Below are 18707 nucleotides of genomic sequence, written 5' to 3'. Positions count from 1 at the left end.
TTTTTGCTTGTTCCTCATCCTAAAGGTCAAAATATTTGACTTCTGAACCGATAAAGAAATCAGTAGCTTTAGAGGCCCATTCTTGCTGTTTTTTTTCGCCTACCATGGCAATTCTCTCATAGTCCTTTCCATGGGCAACATCCATTTTAAAATATTTCCACAAACCTATTATGCCTCATTCTTCAAAATTATTCATCTCAAAATACCAACGTATTTTTAAGCCTTTATCAAGAATGGCATAGATAATTGGGTGTACTTCTTCATTGTCCTGCTGTTGTAATTTTCCGCTTGCAATTGTAGCAGTCACATTATCGTGTTTTATGTCTATTATTTGTAACAACTTTTAAAGTTAATTTAATGGAAAATGCAATGGAAGTGCATTATTGCCCACTACATTTATCGCAAATTCCTTTTACCACCAAGTTCGCATTTGCTGCAACATAACCTTCTGGCAGATTGATATGTGGGATTTTATATTCGGTCAAGCACACCGTTTCATTGCAATTGTTGCAGTGAAAATGTAAATGTAGGTCGGTTTCCAATTCGCAAGTGCAATGTTCTTCGCACAAGGCATATTTGGTAATGCCTGTACCATCATCTATTTGATGGGCGATGCTGCTTTCTACAAAAGTTTTTAAAGTACGGTACAGTGTGGTTCTATCAGAATTATCGAAATAATCTTCAATATTGGTTAAACTTACCGCAACTTTCTTACTTAAAAGGAACTGTAAAATCAACAGGCGCATGGCCGTTGGTTTTACATTGTTGTTCTCCATTATTTTCTCACATACATCCATTATTCTATAAATTGTACCGTTTTAAGGAATCGCCTGTTTTAATGTGAAAGGCATCTTCAATATTTGATATATATATGATACCATCTCCCGGCTCCTCAGTTTTGCCACTTACCAAAATTATTTCAATAGCTGCCTGGGCTTCTTCATTTTGACAGACCAGCTCAATTTTAACCACAGGACTATCTGTAATACGAAAATCAAGAGACGGCCTTGCGCCTTTTGCCTTGAACGCTCCCGTGCCTTCCGCCTGCGACAGGGTCATGCTTTTAAATCCGTTGTCGGTTAAGGCTTCTATTACTCTTTGTATCCGGTTCGGTTTTACAAATGCTTTTATTTCTTTCATCTGTTGATATTTATTTGATTACTAAACGTCATATGTAATTGGCCAATCAACATTTCGGTTGGCAACCAAAATTGTTATGGCTCATTTCATATTTTAAATTTTTTAAATGTTAATCAAATTTGAACCGAGCTTGCTTTCTATTATTAACTAACCAATTAAAACGATAAACAAACTCGGAATCAAAATTTTTGATTATTTTTGGATTAATGGTCGTGTTCCAGTTCGCCCTTGACCATTTCTGAAGACAGGTTATAAGCTCCATTTATTACAACTTTGACATCGGTTGTAACTTCTGCAGGAAGGCTGACTTCAACAAAACCTAAATCAGTGATACCGGTCGATACGGGAATCATTTTAAATTTCATTTTACCTGCTTCCATTTCTTTATCTTCGTCCAAGATAAAAATAAAGGATTGATCACCTTCTTTAATAATAGCGGCTTCCGGTACGGCAAAACCCATTTTCTCGCCCTGTACTATGCGTCCTTCTACATACATACCTGGAAGTAAATCACCATTCTTATTATCCATATCCGCATGAACATGTAAGGCCTTTGGGTCTGTTTCAAAAGTCTTTCCGATTGAGTGAACTTTTGCTTTGAGCAATTCATCAGGTTTAGCGGTCACGGTAAAGAAAATTTGTTGTCCTAATTTTACTTTACTGACGTCTTTTTCATAAACTTTTAAATCGACATGTAATTCAGAGTTATCACTTACCATAAACATTTTTGATTGAGGGGCAACATAATCCCCCAGACTTACAATAACCTCATCTACATAACCACCAATTGGTGTAGTTATTGGTACTGTTGAATAAATTTGGCCTTCCGCAATTTTATCGGTATTCAATCCTAACAGTCGCAATTTTGCTTTTAATGCATTAACGCTAGATGTTGTAGAACGAAACTTTGATTGTGCCATTTGATACTCCTTGCCAGACGATACTCCTTTGTCATACAGAGTTTGTTTACGTTCAAAATCTTGTTTCAGGAATACGAGTTCGTCGTTTTTTTCCTGAAATTCCTGTTGCATACTAATAATATCTGGATGTTCAAGGTATGCAAGTACTTGACCTTTACTTACTTTATCACCTTCAATGACATTAATGGTTCTAACATTTCCGCCTACAAATGGGCTAATGTTCGCCCTGTCCTGTGGGAATAATTCCAATTGGCCACTAACCTTTATTGAATTCCCCAGGCTTTTTTGTTCTAAAGGCTTTACTTTCAAACCAATGGTTTCGGCCTGTTGCCTTGTGAGTTCCACAACCCCTTCTTCCTCGCTGTGACCTTCTTTTTCATTGCGGCCTTCATTACCGTGCGCATCTTCTCCACCTTCTTCGGTTTGTGATACGCTTTCCGCTTCGTTATGCCCAAGTTCAGATTTTGGTGCATCTTTACAGCTCATAAACATAAGTGTAAATAATACGGTACTTACTAATAGTATATTCTTCATTATTCTTTTTTTAAGATTATAAATTGCCCAATTGATATTGTATCTCAATGGATTGTTGGTTAAACTGGTTTATGTATTGCAAATGATTTTGTTTAATGCGGATGGCACTGTTGAGAATCGTGATGTAATTGACATAATCTATTTCGCCTTCCTTGGATGCCAATTGCGCTGTTACAATCTGTTCTTCTGCCAACAATAGTGCGCCTTCTTCATAATATTGTAAAATCTTTTTTGTTTTTTCAAGGGATTTGGTCAGCTGCGACACGCGACTTTCCGTAACCGCCCTTTGCTCCAAATATTGATTCTCTGCTACCATTGCGTCTGCCTTGGCAGCCTTTACCCTTGATTTTTGCGGAAAAAACCACAACGGAATGCCAATACCCGCTTGATAGGTGTTGAAGCCTGACACTTCATCGACAACCTGCCTTCCATAAGTTAAACTGAATTTCGGCAGGAATTGTGATTTCTCAACATCCACGTTTGCTTTACTTACTTCGGCATTTTGCAAGGCATATTGCAACATTGGGTTATTGTCCACCGAAGTGGCATCCCATGTCGCTATAAATTCCAATGTTTTATATGGTTCACTAATGGTCTCAATAGCTTCGTCCGTTCCCAAATATTGTTTTAAGCCGCGTTTTGCAATTTCAATATCCTCAAAGGCTTGTTGCCTTAATACCTGAATCTGTTGAAATTCGGAAGAGGCTGAAATAAATTCCAACTTACCTGTTTCTCCCGTATCATACCGAAGTTGGGCAGCGGTCTTAAAATTGGCATAAATACTGTCCAATTGGTCTGCAAAACGCAACTGTGCCTTGTAATAATTAATTTGGTCATAGGCCTGCATCACATTACGCACCAACTGTTGCTCGCTGGCCACATAAAACTTTTCTCCCAAGACAATACGCTCTTTGTAAAACTTCGATTTTGAAAAACCGGAAAGCAAATCAATGTTGCCCTGTTGCACACCAACGGTTGTCTGCACTCCAGGAAGATTATTTCCATATTCTTCTTTACCAATGAAAACTTGAGTGCTACCAAGGTCAAAACTCGTTCCCTTTAGTGCCTTTTCACGTTCAATAAATGCCTGACTTTCCTTAAGCGATGGATAATTCTGTTTAGCCATAGCAATGGCCTCATCAATGGTCAAGGTTGTTGGGATTGCACCATCTTGATTGATGTCCTGGGCAAGCGCAGTTCCAGGAGCCATCAAACCACCAACCATCAATAATACGGTTACAATATTGGTTGATGTTTTAATGTAACTTGCATTTTCGCCATTTTCTTTCTTTTCTTTTCGTGATTCCAGCCAATAGTATAATACTGGAATCACAACAAGGGTCAAAAACGTTGCGGAAATCAAACCACCAATAACCACAGTTGCCAATGGCCGTTGCACTTCCGCGCCACCAGAGGTGGAAACCGCCATCGGAATAAAGCCCATAATGGCCGCGGTTGCCGTCAACAAAATAGGGCGTAAACGCTCGTGGGTGGCTTCGTATATTCTGTCTTTTATCTTTGTCATTCCACTTTCTTTTAATTCATTGAATTTGTTTATCAGTACCAAGCCGTTTAAAACCGCAACTCCAAAGAGCACAATAAAACCGACACCTGCGGATATACTAAATGGCATTCCCCTTATCCAAAGGGCAAATACGCCACCAATGGCCGCCAAAGGCACTGCCATATAAATCATAACCGATTGCGAAAACGAACTCAAGGCAAAATAAAGCAATATGAAAATTAAGAAAAGTGCAATTGGCACTACAATCATTAATCGGTCTGATGCTCGCTGTAAATTTTCAAAGGAGCCACCATAGGTTATATAATACCCAGGCGGTAATTTCACTTGTTCATCGAGTTTTTGTTGGATTTCCTCTACCATTGATTTTACATCACGGCCACGTACATTTACGCCCACCGAAATACGACGGTAAGTGTTGTCCCTTGAGATTTGCATGGGTCCTGGTTTATAACTGATATCCGCCACTTCCTTCAATGGTACTTGTGCTCCGTTTGGCAGGTCTATGTAAAGATTTTTAAGGTTATTGATATCTTGTCTAAATTGCTTTGCCAACCGAATAACCACATCGAATCGTTTTTCACCTTCAAAAATGACGCTCGCTTGTTCGCCTGCAAAGGCAGCACTTACATAATCATTCAATTTGTCAATGGTTACACCATACTGGGCCATTTTAGCACGGTTGTATTCCACCGTCATTTGAGGTAAACCGCTTGTTGCCTCCACATTAAGATCCGCAGCACCTGGAACGGTTCTGATGACCGCAGCAATTTCCTGCACCTTATCTGCCAAAACGCCCAAATCTTCCCCATACAATTTAATGGCCACGTCCTCACGGACACCTGTAAGCAATTCATTAAAACGAAGTTCCACAGGTTGGGTAAACACGAAATTTACACCAGGAACAACTGAAATTCTTTCCTGTATTTTTTCTATGAGTTCTTCTTTGCTTTCTGCGGAAGTCCATTTGCTCTTATCTTTTTCAAGAATAATGTAACTATCCGCAATGTCCATAGGCATTGGGTCGGTTGGGATTTCGGCAACCCCAATCCTTGAAACTACCGTTTTTACCTCTGGAAATTCATTTATTAAATTTTGAAGTTTTTTTGAAGCCTCGATGGATTCTGTAAGGCTGCTACCTGGTTTTATCAATGCTTGAAAAGCAATATCGCCTTCATCAAATTTTGGGATAAATTCGCCACCCATATTGCTAAAGATAAATCCTGCGATTAATAGTAGGGTAACTGCGCCTATAACCACACCAGCCTTGAAACGAAGTGCAAAATTGAGCAATGGCACGTACGCTTTGTTTAGACCCGACATTATTTTATCGCTGAACCTATCTATTTTATTTTCAAACTTGGCAAACCAACCGTCTTGGTTCTTTGCTGGTTTCAAGAACATCGACGAAATCATTGGGACGTAAGTAAGACAAAGGATAATCGCCCCCAATACTGCAAATCCAAAAGTAAAAGCCATTGGGCGGAACATTTTTCCTTCAATACCAGTCAAAAAGAGAATAGGGGTAAACACTATAAGGATAATCAACTGTCCAAAAAATGCAGAATTCATCATTGTACTTGCCGAATCGTATGCTATTTCATCCATTTCAGCTTGTTCAATAGCAGTTGTGGTTTTTTTCATCCGTTGATGGATATGGAAAACCATGCCTTCCACAATAATTACAGCGCCATCCACGATGATTCCAAAGTCAATTGCTCCCAAGGACATTAAATTTGCCCACACCCCAAATTGTTTCATCAAAATAAATGCGAAGAGCAATGATAAAGGGATTACCGAAGCCGTAATCAAACCACCACGGAAACTTCCCAACAATAGCACTAGGACAAAAATTACAATCAGTGAGCCTTCAATCAGGTTTTTTTCTACGGTACTCGTGGTTCTTCCAATCAATTCGCTTCGGCTTAAAAACGGTGCTATATATACACCTTCCGGCAAGGATTTTTGTATTTCATCAATACGGCTTTGTACATTTTCAATCACAGTACCAGGGCTTTCGCCTTTAAGCATCAAAATCTGTCCGCCTACAGATTCGTGGCCGTCTTGGGTAAATGCACCATAACGCACTTGATTTCCGTAACCCACTTTTTCGGCAACATCCCTAACCAAAACTGGACTTCCGTTTTGCGTGGTAACGACAGTGTTTTCCAAATCTTCAAGGCTACGTGCCAAGCCTTCTCCGCGAATGAAATTGGCTTGGTGGTTTTTTTCAATGTAAGCACCACCCGTATTGGCATTGTTCACTTTTAGGGCTTCAAAAACCTGATTCATTGTAATGCCAAAACTTTTTAGTTTATCAGGATTTATGGCAACTTCGTATTGTTTTACATAACCTCCAAAGGCATTGACCTCGACTACGCCTGGCACTAAAGCCATTTGGCGTTTTACAATCCAATCTTGGATGGTGCGAAGCTCCATGGCGTCATATTTGTCTTCATAGCCTTCTTTTACTTTTAAGGTATATTGAAAAATTTCGCCTAGACCTGTTGTTATGGGCGCCATAAAAGGTGAGCCAAAACCTTCGGGGATTTCTCCGGCAACTTCGGTTAATTTTTCTTGTACCAATTGCCGGGGAAGATAGGTGCCCGCCTCGTCCTTAAAGACAATGGTGACCACGGACAGCCCAAAACGGGATACTGAACGCAGCTCGATAACGTCAGGGAGATTGGCCATTGCCAATTCTACGGGATAGGTAACAAATTGCTCAATATCTTCAGTACCTAAATTTGGGGCCACGGTTATTACCTGTACTTGGTTGTTTGTTATATCGGGTACGGAACCTAGGTTTATAGTGGCCATAGACCAAATGCCCGTACCAACCAATGCCACTATAAATAAGCCAATAATAAATTTATTATTGATGGAAAATGAAATGATTTTGTTAATCATAGAAAATGTATTAATTCAGTTTAAAACTTACGGTGCGAATAGACGCAACGTATTTATAAAGCAATGCCTACCTTGAGAAGCATCACTTTAGGATATAGCAATCCTCAAAAAAACTGAATTATACTTTAGGGGGTTGGAAAAGGGATTCCAGATATCTGGAAGTGAAGTTTACTTTATGTAAGATAACCTGTTTTGTGCTTTCAAACTTTAATTGATTAATTGAAGCCAAATTGTTGTTCTCGATCATTAACACTAAAGGGTGACAACATTGCTGATGGGAATGGATTGGTGTATTTTCCTTATCTGGGTTATCATGATGCCCTTCACTTTTTGCATCATTGTCAATGTAATCTTCAACTACATACTCAAGGAAAGAGTCGCCATAAATTTTATGGTCTTGGTAATGGGCAATAATGCTTGAAATTTCTTTAATTGGTCCACAAAAGTCCATATCAATGCTAATTCCCTGAAAAAAGAATAAAATAGACATTGATATGGAAAAGAATATTTTCATAAAGTTTCACAAAGATACAAAAATTGAGATGCACAGGTTGTGCAAAGAAATTATCATTATATTTTGTAATGTGAAACATTACCTCTCAAATTTTGATTAAAACATTCACTCAACATCCTGTATAATTCAGGATGTTTCTTTTTAAGCAAGTCCGGACGTTCAAAAAAGTATTCCGAAGCTACAGCAAAGAATTCGGCTTGATTGGTGCCTCCATACTTTCTAATATCAGAGTGGTTATCATTTATCGCTTCCATTTCTTTATGGATTAAGTTTAACCAAGGTATGGCATATTGATGTTCCATTAGCCGCTCTGGCACACCGTCTGTTCTATCGTCTGGATATTCCGAGGAAAGTTTACCACCATTCCGCTCTAAAGTTTACCAGTAAATTCCTGGCGTAAGTTTACCAGTTTACATCACTTTTTTCCACCGCGGGAACGGTTATAAAAATCAATTATACAACATTATTTTCTTTTTCTTAAAGATTCCCCTTTAAGTTCTATTTTATGTGCAGCTGCTGACAATCTGTCAAGTATGGCCTCGGCTAAAGTCGGCTGATCCAAGAACGCGTAAAAATGGTCAAAGGGCAGTTGAGAGGTTATGATCACCGACCCTATGCCATAACGATCTTCCAACAGATCCAATAAGGTCAGTTTAGCATCGCCGGATAAGGGTTTCAGACCAAAATCATCCAGGATGATCAGCTTTTTTGCCGTCAACTGTTTGATGAGTTTTAAGTAAGTGCCATCGATCCTGGATTGTGCAATAGTCTCTAAAAATTTGTTCATCGATAGGTATAGGGTCTTATATCCCATAAGACAGGCGGAGCGCCCCAGTGCACAGGCCAGGAAGGATTTTCCGGTTCCGGTCTGGCCTTGGATCAGTAAATTCTGTCCTTTTTCCAGATAGTGTCCTTCAGCTAACTGTAATAGGGTCTCTTTTGTAATTCCCCTTTCCGGGTTACAGATAATTTCTTCCATGTTGGCCCGATAGCGAAGTTTCCCGGCCTTGAGCAATCGCTCGGTCTGCTTGTCCCTACGATACTCTTGTTCTGCCTGGCACATCAGGGCCAGAATGGTGTGGGCATCCTCCTGCTGATGTGTGGGCAGGCTTAGTAGGGTTTGATACCGCTTGGCCATTCCGGCAAGCCTTAGGCCCTGTAATTGTTGTAAAGTTGTTGCTGTGTTCATCTTTCAAAGATTATTAATTAATGTTTCATTTTGTTTACAAAAGCTTGTGGTCCCCGGAGATTTTCGTGATGGGGTATGGGTGATTTTTCTGGCGGGCTCTCTTCTATCCGGTCCATCTTGTTTTCTAGGATAGTGGCTACCACTTTGTAGTTGTACCGGTTTCCGGTCAGGGCCCGCTTACAGGCTGCCTCCACACGGAGACCCCCATATTGTTTGATCAGTCGCATAATTCCCAGAAAGGGGCCATAGGCCTGATGCACGGAAATCTTACTTTTCATAAGCTTCTCAAAGAATTCTTTGGTATGGGGACCATTGTCCGCAGCTTGTTTTAAATAATAATCCGGAGTCCATCCACGTTGCACGGCCATCTTGCGATGATGTTCGGGCATATGTTCTAAAAGGGTGGTTATCCCATGTTTTTTATAGTTACGCTGGTGCACGGCAATGCGCTCCAGTTGATAATAGATTTCCACACATTCTGTATCGTAAATAATATTTATCTCCTTACCAACGTGGTGGTAAGGAACACTATAAAAATGCCAGTCTTCTCCCATTACCACATGATAGTTCTTTTGTACCTTGGCCCTGGTGAGATGATTGAACTGGTATGGATGCTCGGGAAGGCTCTGCAGTGCCGGTAGCTCCTGGCCGGTAAAGAGCTCCCTTCGGCTAAAAGACTTCTTCTGGAAGTTAATGTCATGATGGGCTTCCAAAGCCTTTTTTATCCCTTGGTTCAGCTCTTGGATGCTGTAGAACGTTTCGTTACGGATAGTGGCATACACCCGGCGATAGGTGATCTTCACCTGGTTTTCTACAGATGGCTTATCTTTTGGAGCCCTTACCCTTGTGGCCAACAACCCTATATGGTTGTGCAGGGCCCATTGTTCCAATGCCTGGGGAAAAGTAGGTTCATACCTGCAGCTACGGACCACCCATTGTTTCATATTATCGGATCTGGCATTGAGTGGAACCCCGCCAAAATAATTTAAGATATCATTCAGGGCAGGAATTACCTGGGCAAGGGAAGCATCAGGTAATGCTTTTGCATAACCAAAACCACTAAAAGGAAGTACGCCTATAAGTACCGGGCAGGCTATAATTTCCCCCGTAGAAGTGGCCACATAGCTTAACTTAGAACCTGCAAAATCAATTTCCAGCAGCTCTCCGGGATTATGTTTAAAGATCATGGACGGGCTCTTCAAATTGATCTGGATATCCAATAATTCACAAAAACGAGAGTAGCTAAAGCCTTCTGGATATTCTTTTAAATACTCCTGCCAGAGCAGTAGCCTGGTTACCCCGACGCGCCCTAGTTCGGAGATAAAATAATCCGCTTGTTCCAAAAAATATAGTTTACGGACATCCGGGGTCCGGTCCGATCCTTTCTTTTTGGTTTTTACCAATTCATAAAGTTCCGGATCTTTAAGTTTAAGAAGTGTATCATAATCAAATCCACTGGTCTCAAAGATGCCCCGGTAGGAATGAATAGTAGGCCTGGAGACACCAGTCTGCTCCGCAATGCTACGCTCTGATACATCTCGTTTTAGGAATAATAGTATTTGTCTAATTTTTTGCATACCAAGGGTTTTATTCGCCATAATTTTAAGGAGTTGGTTATTCAACCTAATGTACCCCAGCATCATGGATTTATTCCCTTGGTGGTAAACTTTGCTTTGGAATTTTTGGTAAACTTTGTGCCGGAATGTCAGCCTATAAAAGCGTAGTTCCATCTTCAAAAATCCTAATCAATCAGAAAAATTGTAAATCTTTGCCCTGATTATTCTGGTAAACTATACTCAGGAATCAGTGGTAAACATTGCTTCGGAATCGGTGGTAAACATTGGCTCAGAACAGTGGTAAACTTTGAAGTGGAATATCCAATCGTCCAACTTATCTATAAGGTGCACAAATTCGTGTATGCCAGTATTACTTTTATCCGTTGTATTTTTAAAGGCGCGACACAATGCTTTTTTGGAAAGTATCATCTGTTTCTCGAACCTTCCATTCCCAACTATTCCACCAATATTCCGTGCGTTATCCTTACTACTAAATTGCATATCCTCATTAAAATAATCTGGATATAAAAGGATACCGCTTAAATTGGTGTAATGCCATTCTTTGAAGCCAAAAACAGGTATTACTGCACTTGCCGCAATTAAAATCTTATCCAATTCTTCCAGTTCAAGCTGTACACCATCGATATAGACCTCACTTAAAAACTGCATCATTTTTTGCTGAAAAATTAGCTGCCTATTGTTTGAAAGATTTCTATAAAACTGAACATTGTCCATTAATAATTTGTGCCAATGCTCTGGAAATGGCTTTACACTATGACGTTTCGCTTTTCTATAAAAATGAACAGTAAAAAGAATAATCACAACAGAAATTATAATATAGACCATCTTAAAAAAACGTATTAATCTACAGGTTCGGCCTTAAATCCCACTTTTTGCAAAACCGTTTTTACATCTTCTTCGGTTGCACCATCGCTTTCAATGGTTAGGATTTTATCAGGATTAGAGGTATCTACTTCCCAACTTTCTACACCTTCTTGTTTGTTTAAAAAAGGGGTTACTTTTGATACACACCCACCACAATTGATATTTGTTTTAAATTCTAAAGTTTTCATAGTATTAAATTTATTTATTATTAAAGTTTTACTCGTTTAAGTCTTAAGCTATTTGCAACAACGGATACACTACTGAATGCCATTGCTGCACCTGCAATCATCGGGTCTAATAAAAAACCGTTTACGGGATACAAAACTCCTGCTGCAATTGGAATACCCATAATGTTGTAAATGAACGCCCAAAATAAGTTCTGACGTATGCCCAACACGGTTCTTTTTGACAGTTCCAATGCTTTTGGGATGGATTGCAAATCTGATGTTATCAAGGTCATTTTTGCTACATCCATTGCTATATCCGAACCCTTACCCATTGCAATACTAACATTGGCTTGCGCCAATGCGTGCGAATCGTTGATACCATCGCCCACCATTGCTACTATCTTCCCATCCGTCTGTAATTTTTCGACAAAAGCCGCTTTGTCCGAAGGCATTACTTCGCCTTGATAATTTGTTATTCCTACCTGATGTGCCACGGCAGAAGCCGTTTTATTGTTATCTCCCGTGAGCATAAAGACTTCGATGCCTCTTTCTTGAAGCGTAGCGATGGCTTTTTTTGAAGTTTCTTTAATCCTGTCCGCAATTGCCAGTATCGCAAGCACTTGATTTTCGTTACCCAAGAATATGACTGTTTTTGCCTTCTCTTCCAGACTTTCTGCTGTTTGTATCAAAGTAGCGTCGATTTGAATATTCCTTTCGACCATAAGTTTATGGTTGCCCACATAATATTTTGAACCATTCTCTGATTGGGCCTTTACGCCTTTTCCTGTGATACTTTCGAAGGAAGTAATTTCTGCTTGTACAATATTTTCCTCTTTTAAATGATTGACTACCGCTTCTGCCAAAGGATGTTCTGATTGTGCTTCGATAGCCAAAAGAATTTCCTTGTATTCATTTTTATTTTCAAGCTTATCCTTCCAAAAAATGTCGGTTACCAATGGTTTTCCTTCCGTAATCGTACCCGTTTTATCAAGGATTACTGCATTCACTTTATGTCCAAGCTCTAGACTTTCGGCATCTTTTATCAAAATATTATTTTCCGCTCCCTTGCCGATACCCACCATTATGGCAGTCGGCGTTGCCAAGCCCAGGGCACAGGGACAAGCGATAACCAATACGGCTACCGAGGTCAATAAGGCTTGCGAAAAGGCATTATCGCCTCCTACAGACATCCAGACAATGAAGGTTACAATGGAAATACTCAATACCACAGGAACAAATATACCGGCAATCTTATCGACCAGTTTTTGAACGGGTGCCTTACTACCTTGCGCTTGCTGAACCATTTTAATGATTTGGGAAAGCAGGGTTTCCCCGCCTACTTTTTCAGCGGTAAACTGAAAGCTTCCTTTTTGATTAACGGTGCCAGCGAACACCTTTTCCCCTTGGGATTTCTGAACTGGAACGGGTTCTCCCGTAATCATACTTTCATCTACATACGAGCTTCCCTTGGAAACTGCGCCATCCACGGGAATCTTTTCTCCGGGACGCACCAAAATGGTCTGACCCACCTGTACAGATGAAATAGGAACTTCCTTTTCTTCCCCATTCTCAATAATTTTAAGGGTTTTTGGTTGAAGACCCATTAGTTTTTTGATGGCTGAAGAGGTATTGGATTTTGCCTTTTCTTCCAATAGTTTCCCCAAGGAAATAAAGGTGATAATCACGGTAGCCGCTTCGTAATATACGTGAGGTTCGATACCGCGACTTAACCAAAATTCAGGAAAGAACGTATTGAATACACTAAAGATGAAAGCGATTCCGGTACTTAAAGCCACCAAGGTATCCATATTTGCTTTACCGTGTTTGGCCTGCTTGAAGGCATTGATGAAAAAGCTACGCCCGAACCAAAAAAGAATGGGAAAGGCCAATACCAATGAAATCCATTTGCCTGGTTCCCATTGCATATAGAACATTCCCAACACAAAAATGGGCAGCGTAAGTATCGCCGACCAGATGGTACGGCTTTTTATGTCCTGATAATGCTTTTGCTGAAGTTCTTGTTGTACTTCCGAAGGGTCTCCGGCATCAATTATAATATCGTAACCGACCTCACGAAGTGCGTTTTGAAGTTGATTAGGGTTTAACCCCTCATCATACTCTATCAAAACAGAACTGTTCGCGAAATTGACGTTTGCGTCAAATACTCCCTCGGTATGTTTTAATACAGATTCAACACTCGCTGCACAAGAAGCACAGGTCATTCCCGTAACCGGAAATGATTCCTTTACTCCTTTTTTAGTATTCTTTTCTTTGGTTTCAAATATGCTGATTGTCTCCATAAACCCATTCTTATTTGTATGTTACAAATTTCAGGATTAAAAGACTTTAATGTGTTACGTAATATGCTGAATGATTTGTAGAATTTGCTCTTCACAAATTATTACTAACCTATTGGATAAGTCGTTTTCAATTTATCTTTTATCACCGCAATGGATACGTGTCTATCAGTCTCTACTATTTGTAATCAAATACCCTTTTGATTGAATGACCTTTTTTATCTCATCGACATTCGTTTTAGTGGTATCAAATTCTACAATTGAAGTTCCTCTTTCTAGAGACGTAGTTACATTTGTAACCCCATTAATTTTGTTTACAGAATGATTGATATTTTCTTCACAACCAGAGCATACCATCCCTTCAACATTCAATTTTACAGTTTGAATATGTGTATTGTTTGTTGCAACAATTCCTTTTGTGGCCGTTGGGTGAAATATTTGTGGATAATAAGAAACCAATGTCATTGTAACAACAAACGCTGTAACCAACCACAAGTAGAATTTCGACTTAAAAAATGATGGTTTATCAGTTTCACAGTTGCCACAATCGTCCACTCTCTTTTTTTTATAAACTTGATAAAAAGCCAATCCCAATGACAAAAATGCTATGGCCAATAGATAAGGTTTCAATGCAATAAGCCAAGAAAAATAGACAGAACTCCCACTAATACCAACTACACTTGTAAGTAGCAAAGGGCCCCAGCAGCATAGTTTGAGGGAAACTGCTGAAAATACAGCAGTCCCCATAGATGCTTTTTTGTTTAATTTAGTAATTGCCATACCTAACAGCTTCCTATGCCTGCATTTACCAAATCATCTCTTGTGATTTTGATGTTGGTACAGCAATTCAATAGTTTTCCGTTAACAGCAATGGCAGGAACTCTTGTAACCCCATATTCCTTCATTTTTGAAACACAGATTTTACTTTCGCATTGCTCAGACAGATTATGAAGTGTGATTTCGCAGTCCTTTCCTGCTGTTTCTTTTACTAATTGCACCACAGGCTCGCATACTGGGCAACCTGCTGTAAAAATCTCGATTTGTCGTTTCATCTTATTTTAAGTTTAAATTAATAATGGAACAAAGATGAGAACGTGAGGTAGGGGGTCACCAAACTTTTTTTAATCTTTTTTTTCGTTGTAGTCTTTTAATCTGGTTTCAATGGTTTGGATTTCTTTTAAGCGATTGGTCAAATCAGATAATTCCAAGTTAGGGAATTCACTTTTTAAATATTCAATTTTATCTTCATTGCCACAATTGCCTGGGCAAGAGTCCACAGCCTTTACAATTCCAATAGCAAGCGCTTTTCGATAAACTTCATCCAACAGTAAGTAATGTGCTTTTTGAATGCCTTTATCAATAGATTTGAACTGAATGTTGATTTGCTCGGGGTCTTTTCCCTCATCAAGCATTTTAACAATACCGTTTATTTGACCACTCAAAGTTTTTAATCTGGATTTAATATCCAAGATTAAATCAGTAGGTAATTTGTGCTCTTCCGATTTCATAATTTGAAAATTATATTGTTTAGCAACAACTGGAATTATTACAACTTTCGTTCTCTTGAATAGAAGGACATTTTACAGAGCCATAACTACAATAGACACAACAATCCCCTTCATTAGGTTTCAAAACCGTCTTGCAATTCTTGCACTCGTAAAAGAATTGACAAGCGTTCGTCAGCATTTCTTCTTCTTTTTTGTGTCCACATTTCGGACAAGTAATTTCTGATTTTAATATAGTTTTCATTCTATTTCTTTTTTGCCCGTCACTTTATAACCTGTAGAATTAATTGCCTTTTCAATAGCTACTTTAGAGGTTTTAGACTTATCAAACTCTACGACGGTACTTCCCTTTTCATACAAAGGGGTTACATTTATAATACCGTCCAATTCATTTACAGCGTGTTTTATGCTCTCTTCACAGCCAGCACAAGTCATTCCTTGAACATTAAAGTTTGCGATTTGAATATCTGATTGGTTTACAATGACCACTTCTTTTTTATTATCCGGATAAAAAATGGATGAATAATATGGAAATGCCAGCATTATAATTGCAAATGCTGTTACTATTCCCAAAAAGGTTTTTGACTGTATAAATTTTGGTTTTTCGTCTGTTTCACATTCGCAGTCAATTTCTTTTTGAGGTTTTAGTTTTTGATACCAAGCAAAGCCGAGCACTAAAATTGTTAGCCCGATTAGATAAGGTCTAAAAGGCTCAATCCAAGAAAATGTTGAGGCAATTCCGCTTGTTCCTGCAATGAGAGCCAAAACGGGTGTAATACAACATAATGAAGCTGTAATAGCAGCAAGTAAACCTGCACCAATTAATTTGTTCTCACGTTTCATATCGTTTCTAAAACTTTGTTTTTATCGAGTATTTCAAAAAACGGATTCAAGAATGTTGAATATTCAGGAGTTAGTGAGTAAAAAATGGTTTGGGCTTCTCTTTCCGTTTGCAATAAATTTCTGTCCTTCATTTTTCTCAAATGTTGGGAAATAGCTGAAATGTTCATTCCGAGAATGTCGCTTAAATCACAAACGCAAAGTCGTTTTTCCTCAAAGAGTAGGTAAAGAATTTTCAGCCTTACACTATTTCCAACCAATGAAAGTCCATTTGCTAAATAATCAAATGTTTCGTTTAGTTCTGAAACTGTCACTTTACAACGGTTTATCTGTTCAATATCCGCTTGTTGTCTTATGCAAGAATTATTTTCCATAAAACAAAGTTACATTTATTTATTATTTAAGCAAATGCTAAAATAAATATGAAATGATAAAGAAGTTTAGATCATTATGTCCTTTTCGTTTTGGTTCGTGTTTTGACAAAAACTAAAACTAGCGAATTGTACATCAGTTCATTTAGCTTGTAGGAGTAGGTAATGTTGGCTTTTCTGTCAATTGTCTTTTAAAACTACAAAACAGAAAATTCTGTATGGTGTTGAACGGTGTTGTGTGGTCCTCTGTTATACATTGAATTTTGTCAAATCCCTTTTTTAATTCCAATGTTAATTCCTCTTCATTGTATTGTTTTATTTCAAGTCCGCTACATTTTTTTGGTCCGTTTTGTGAAAAGGTACCGATTACTAAATAGCCACTTACAAATTTTGTCGCTTGCTTAATATATTTTTTAATTTGGCCATCTGTTGTAAGAAAATGAAAAGTTGCCCTGTCGTGCCAAACATCAAAAGACGAATGAGGTTTAAATTCGGTAATGTCGCTTACAATCCAATTTACTTTACTTGCCTTTTCTCCCAGTCTTTTTTTAGCTTTTGCAATTGCTTTTTCTGAAATATCAAGTACAGTAATGTTACTATACCCTTCCTCAAGTAAATAGTCAACAAGTTTACTGTCGCCACCACCAATGTCTATAATTTTTGCCTTTTTATTTAGTTTGAACGAACGTATAAACTCCAGTGAAGTTTTTGGTATTTCTTGGGTCCAACTTACCTGGTCTGGATTTTTAGTTTCGTAAACTGTTTCCCAATGTTTCTTTCTGTCTAATTTCATTTTGATATCTAAATTTGGTTCATTGGTAAATCAATATATCATCTATTGATTTAAATATCCCTTAATAGTGGTAAACACACCTTAAATCTCATCCAAGGATTTTCGGTTTTTGTCCACGGACTTCTTGAACTGCGTAGGTGTCATTCCGGTTACTTTTTTGAATTGATTGCTTAAGTACGCAACGCTACTATAATGTAATTGAAAAGCTATCTCACTCAAGGTTAATTCATCATACACAATGAGTTCTTTCACACGTTCAATTTTCTGATTGATAATGTATTGCTCAAACGTAATACTTTCTACTGACGAGAAAAGGGAACTTAAATACTTGTAATCAAGATTGAGCTTGTCACTGATAAAATCGGGCCATTTTATATCCATTTCTTCATCTGAGTGATGGATTTTTTGCACTACCAGACTTTTCATTTGCTCGATAAGTTGGCTTTTTCGATCGTTTATCAAACTGAAACCGGCATCTTGAAGTTCTATGGACAACGACAATTTTTTTTCAAGTCAAGTGCGGAGACTAATTCCAATTCTCCCAATTTAATCGAAGTGTAGGGAATGTCCAATTTCTGCAAAATGGTTGAAACCGCCTTTATACATCTGGGGCAGACCATGTTTTTAATATGGATAGTATTGCTCATTTGATTCTACCTTCAATTTTATATCTACTTGGGCTAAGAAAAGGCTTGTACAAGAACCAATATTGTTGCTAACAAGAACAATAGCACTATGGCAATTATACTATAAACTCTGTCTTTCTTACTAATACCATCCTTTGGCGGTTTTCTTTCTTTTTTTCTTCTTTTCCTGCGATTTTCGCTTATCATCATCCGCTTAAAATTTCGTAGTGGGTTCAGTGCAGTTCCTCAATCTTTAATTTTTTAATACTACTGTTCAACTATTTAGGTTTGCTCACTCAAAGCCATGTTAAACAGTGCTACCAAAGTGTATATCACAAATAATATTATTTTGGATATCAGGGTATAGAGACCGTATTTCTCATTAGGAACATTATTTGGCATAGCTCTTAATTTTCCATTTTCCTCTTATCGATTCTCTGACTATCCTTATATATTATCCCGTGACTTGCATTTTATTATTGTAATGTGGCCTTTACTTCTCCGCAAGTTAACATCGCCTCTCCATAATACGGATTACGAATCTCTTTTTCCAGACTCAACCAGTATGCACCTTTGTTACTATCCGCCATTGGACAGTAATTAGAGTATACTTTTTGATCAATACCAAATAGCTGTATGCTGCTTATCATATGGGCTGATAAATGCTTGAAATGATCTCGTTGTTCTGCAATTTCAAAAGTATACGCAATGGCATTGGCAGAGGCTTTAATTTCTTTTTGAAGGGTCATCCAATGGTTATGAGCCTTCTCGTCTTCAAGTAATTTCATGTCTACTTTCGTAAGGCTTTCTTCGATTTCTTTCGCAGAAGATTGGGCTTTATCAGCGTTGTCGGCGACCAAGGCATCCTTGATAAGTATGTACCCTTCAAAAACCTTTTCAGCGCGCCAATCTTGATTTAAGGTGGTGTTTCATTAATC

Annotated in this window: 19 protein-coding genes and 3 pseudogenes; all 22 read right to left on the bottom strand. The window is 38.5% G+C overall.

Annotated features, from left to right (window positions below):
- Window positions 1–19: 19 nt before the first annotated feature.
- Window positions 20–163, bottom strand: coding sequence for a SpoIIAA family protein (locus tag U735_RS25915; protein WP_394357435.1), 144 nt, complete (start codon window positions 161–163; stop codon window positions 20–22).
- Between the two features lie 12 nt (window positions 164–175).
- On the bottom strand, window positions 176–307 hold the full coding sequence (locus U735_RS26065; RefSeq protein WP_262482701.1) for a hypothetical protein: 132 nt from the start codon (window positions 305–307) through the stop codon (window positions 176–178).
- A 73-nt stretch (window positions 308–380) separates the two neighbouring features.
- A complete protein-coding gene (locus U735_RS0103765; RefSeq protein WP_031442547.1) occupies window positions 381–797 on the bottom strand; it encodes a Fur family transcriptional regulator in 417 nt (138 codons plus the stop codon).
- Between the two features lie 4 nt (window positions 798–801).
- The gene (locus tag U735_RS0103760; protein ID WP_031442546.1) at window positions 802–1140 is read right to left on the bottom strand and encodes a P-II family nitrogen regulator; all 339 of its coding nucleotides are present in this window, start codon (window positions 1138–1140) and stop codon (window positions 802–804) included.
- A gap of 203 nt (window positions 1141–1343) precedes the next feature.
- Window positions 1344–2594 (bottom strand): efflux RND transporter periplasmic adaptor subunit, encoded by a 1251-nt coding sequence (locus U735_RS0103755; protein ID WP_031442545.1) that lies wholly within the window; start codon window positions 2592–2594, stop codon window positions 1344–1346.
- A gap of 16 nt (window positions 2595–2610) precedes the next feature.
- Window positions 2611–7026 (bottom strand): CusA/CzcA family heavy metal efflux RND transporter, encoded by a 4416-nt coding sequence (locus tag U735_RS0103750; protein ID WP_031442544.1) that lies wholly within the window; start codon window positions 7024–7026, stop codon window positions 2611–2613.
- A 118-nt stretch (window positions 7027–7144) separates the two neighbouring features.
- Window positions 7145–7540, bottom strand: coding sequence for a hypothetical protein (locus U735_RS0103745; RefSeq protein WP_232233165.1), 396 nt, complete (start codon window positions 7538–7540; stop codon window positions 7145–7147).
- A gap of 56 nt (window positions 7541–7596) precedes the next feature.
- Window positions 7597–7875 (bottom strand): annotated as a pseudogene (locus tag U735_RS0103740) (zinc-dependent peptidase); the annotation flags it as partial.
- Window positions 7876–8003: 128 nt separating this feature from the next.
- Window positions 8004–8729 carry an IS21-like element helper ATPase IstB gene (gene istB / locus U735_RS0103735; RefSeq protein ID WP_031442541.1) on the bottom strand — a complete coding sequence of 242 codons (726 nt, stop codon included), beginning with the start codon at window positions 8727–8729 and terminating at the stop codon, window positions 8004–8006.
- A gap of 17 nt (window positions 8730–8746) precedes the next feature.
- Window positions 8747–10306, bottom strand: a complete 1560-nt coding sequence (gene istA / locus U735_RS0103730) for an IS21 family transposase (RefSeq protein WP_051891860.1) — start codon at window positions 10304–10306, stop codon at window positions 8747–8749.
- Between the two features lie 219 nt (window positions 10307–10525).
- Window positions 10526–11131: a zinc-dependent peptidase gene (locus tag U735_RS0103725; protein ID WP_157365001.1), complete on the bottom strand. Its 606-nt coding sequence runs from the start codon at window positions 11129–11131 to the stop codon at window positions 10526–10528.
- A gap of 14 nt (window positions 11132–11145) precedes the next feature.
- Window positions 11146–11358, bottom strand: a complete 213-nt coding sequence (locus U735_RS0103720) for a heavy-metal-associated domain-containing protein (protein WP_031442538.1) — start codon at window positions 11356–11358, stop codon at window positions 11146–11148.
- Window positions 11359–11378: 20 nt separating this feature from the next.
- Window positions 11379–13637 (bottom strand): heavy metal translocating P-type ATPase, encoded by a 2259-nt coding sequence (locus U735_RS0103715; RefSeq protein WP_031442537.1) that lies wholly within the window; start codon window positions 13635–13637, stop codon window positions 11379–11381.
- Window positions 13638–13802: 165 nt separating this feature from the next.
- Window positions 13803–14414 (bottom strand): cation transporter, encoded by a 612-nt coding sequence (locus U735_RS0103710; RefSeq protein ID WP_031442536.1) that lies wholly within the window; start codon window positions 14412–14414, stop codon window positions 13803–13805.
- A gap of 2 nt (window positions 14415–14416) precedes the next feature.
- Window positions 14417–14686: a thioredoxin family protein gene (locus tag U735_RS0103705; RefSeq protein WP_027066246.1), complete on the bottom strand. Its 270-nt coding sequence runs from the start codon at window positions 14684–14686 to the stop codon at window positions 14417–14419.
- A gap of 69 nt (window positions 14687–14755) precedes the next feature.
- Window positions 14756–15142, bottom strand: coding sequence for a metal-sensing transcriptional repressor (locus tag U735_RS0103700; RefSeq protein ID WP_031442535.1), 387 nt, complete (start codon window positions 15140–15142; stop codon window positions 14756–14758).
- A 19-nt stretch (window positions 15143–15161) separates the two neighbouring features.
- Window positions 15162–15383, bottom strand: coding sequence for a GDCCVxC domain-containing (seleno)protein (locus tag U735_RS25910; protein WP_084681069.1), 222 nt, complete (start codon window positions 15381–15383; stop codon window positions 15162–15164).
- Window positions 15380–15982 (bottom strand): mercuric transport protein MerTP, encoded by a 603-nt coding sequence (gene merTP / locus U735_RS0103695; protein WP_031442534.1) that lies wholly within the window; start codon window positions 15980–15982, stop codon window positions 15380–15382. Before merTP ends, U735_RS25910 begins: the two co-directional genes overlap by 4 nt.
- Window positions 15979–16353, bottom strand: a complete 375-nt coding sequence (locus U735_RS0103690; protein WP_031442533.1) for an ArsR/SmtB family transcription factor — start codon at window positions 16351–16353, stop codon at window positions 15979–15981. Before U735_RS0103690 ends, merTP begins: the two co-directional genes overlap by 4 nt.
- A 142-nt stretch (window positions 16354–16495) precedes the next feature.
- Window positions 16496–17143: a class I SAM-dependent methyltransferase gene (locus U735_RS0103685; protein WP_034247996.1), complete on the bottom strand. Its 648-nt coding sequence runs from the start codon at window positions 17141–17143 to the stop codon at window positions 16496–16498.
- Window positions 17144–17224: 81 nt separating this feature from the next.
- Window positions 17225–17790 (bottom strand): annotated as a pseudogene (locus tag U735_RS24410) (helix-turn-helix domain-containing protein).
- 455 nt (window positions 17791–18245) lie between these two features.
- A pseudogene (locus U735_RS0103670) lies at window positions 18246–18650 on the bottom strand (DUF3347 domain-containing protein); the annotation flags it as partial.
- Window positions 18651–18707: the final 57 nt, after the last annotated feature.

It is taken from the genome of Arenibacter algicola, assembly GCF_000733925.1.
In the GTDB taxonomy this organism is placed as follows: Bacteria; Bacteroidota; Bacteroidia; order Flavobacteriales; family Flavobacteriaceae; genus Arenibacter; species Arenibacter algicola.
Note: the sequence above shows the minus strand (reverse complement) of the source record. Positions and strands in the feature narration are given on the sequence as shown.

Coding starts and splice junctions, on each gene's coding strand:
- U735_RS0103765 (WP_031442547.1), bottom strand. CDS start 797: ATGGATGTATGTGAGAAAATAATGGAGAACAACAATGTAAAACCAACG.
- U735_RS0103760 (WP_031442546.1), bottom strand. CDS start 1,140: ATGAAAGAAATAAAAGCATTTGTAAAACCGAACCGGATACAAAGAGTA.
- U735_RS0103755 (WP_031442545.1), bottom strand. CDS start 2,594: ATGAAGAATATACTATTAGTAAGTACCGTATTATTTACACTTATGTTT.
- U735_RS0103750 (WP_031442544.1), bottom strand. CDS start 7,026: ATGATTAACAAAATCATTTCATTTTCCATCAATAATAAATTTATTATT.
- U735_RS0103745 (WP_232233165.1), bottom strand. CDS start 7,540: ATGAAAATATTCTTTTCCATATCAATGTCTATTTTATTCTTTTTTCAG.
- istB (WP_031442541.1), bottom strand. CDS start 8,729: ATGAACACAGCAACAACTTTACAACAATTACAGGGCCTAAGGCTTGCC.
- istA (WP_051891860.1), bottom strand. CDS start 10,306: ATGCAAAAAATTAGACAAATACTATTATTCCTAAAACGAGATGTATCA.
- U735_RS0103725 (WP_157365001.1), bottom strand. CDS start 11,131: ATGGTCTATATTATAATTTCTGTTGTGATTATTCTTTTTACTGTTCAT.
- U735_RS0103720 (WP_031442538.1), bottom strand. CDS start 11,358: ATGAAAACTTTAGAATTTAAAACAAATATCAATTGTGGTGGGTGTGTA.
- U735_RS0103715 (WP_031442537.1), bottom strand. CDS start 13,637: ATGGAGACAATCAGCATATTTGAAACCAAAGAAAAGAATACTAAAAAA.
- U735_RS0103710 (WP_031442536.1), bottom strand. CDS start 14,414: ATGGCAATTACTAAATTAAACAAAAAAGCATCTATGGGGACTGCTGTA.
- U735_RS0103705 (WP_027066246.1), bottom strand. CDS start 14,686: ATGAAACGACAAATCGAGATTTTTACAGCAGGTTGCCCAGTATGCGAG.
- U735_RS0103700 (WP_031442535.1), bottom strand. CDS start 15,142: ATGAAATCGGAAGAGCACAAATTACCTACTGATTTAATCTTGGATATT.
- U735_RS25910 (WP_084681069.1), bottom strand. CDS start 15,383: ATGAAAACTATATTAAAATCAGAAATTACTTGTCCGAAATGTGGACAC.
- merTP (WP_031442534.1), bottom strand. CDS start 15,982: ATGAAACGTGAGAACAAATTAATTGGTGCAGGTTTACTTGCTGCTATT.
- U735_RS0103690 (WP_031442533.1), bottom strand. CDS start 16,353: ATGGAAAATAATTCTTGCATAAGACAACAAGCGGATATTGAACAGATA.
- U735_RS0103685 (WP_034247996.1), bottom strand. CDS start 17,143: ATGAAATTAGACAGAAAGAAACATTGGGAAACAGTTTACGAAACTAAA.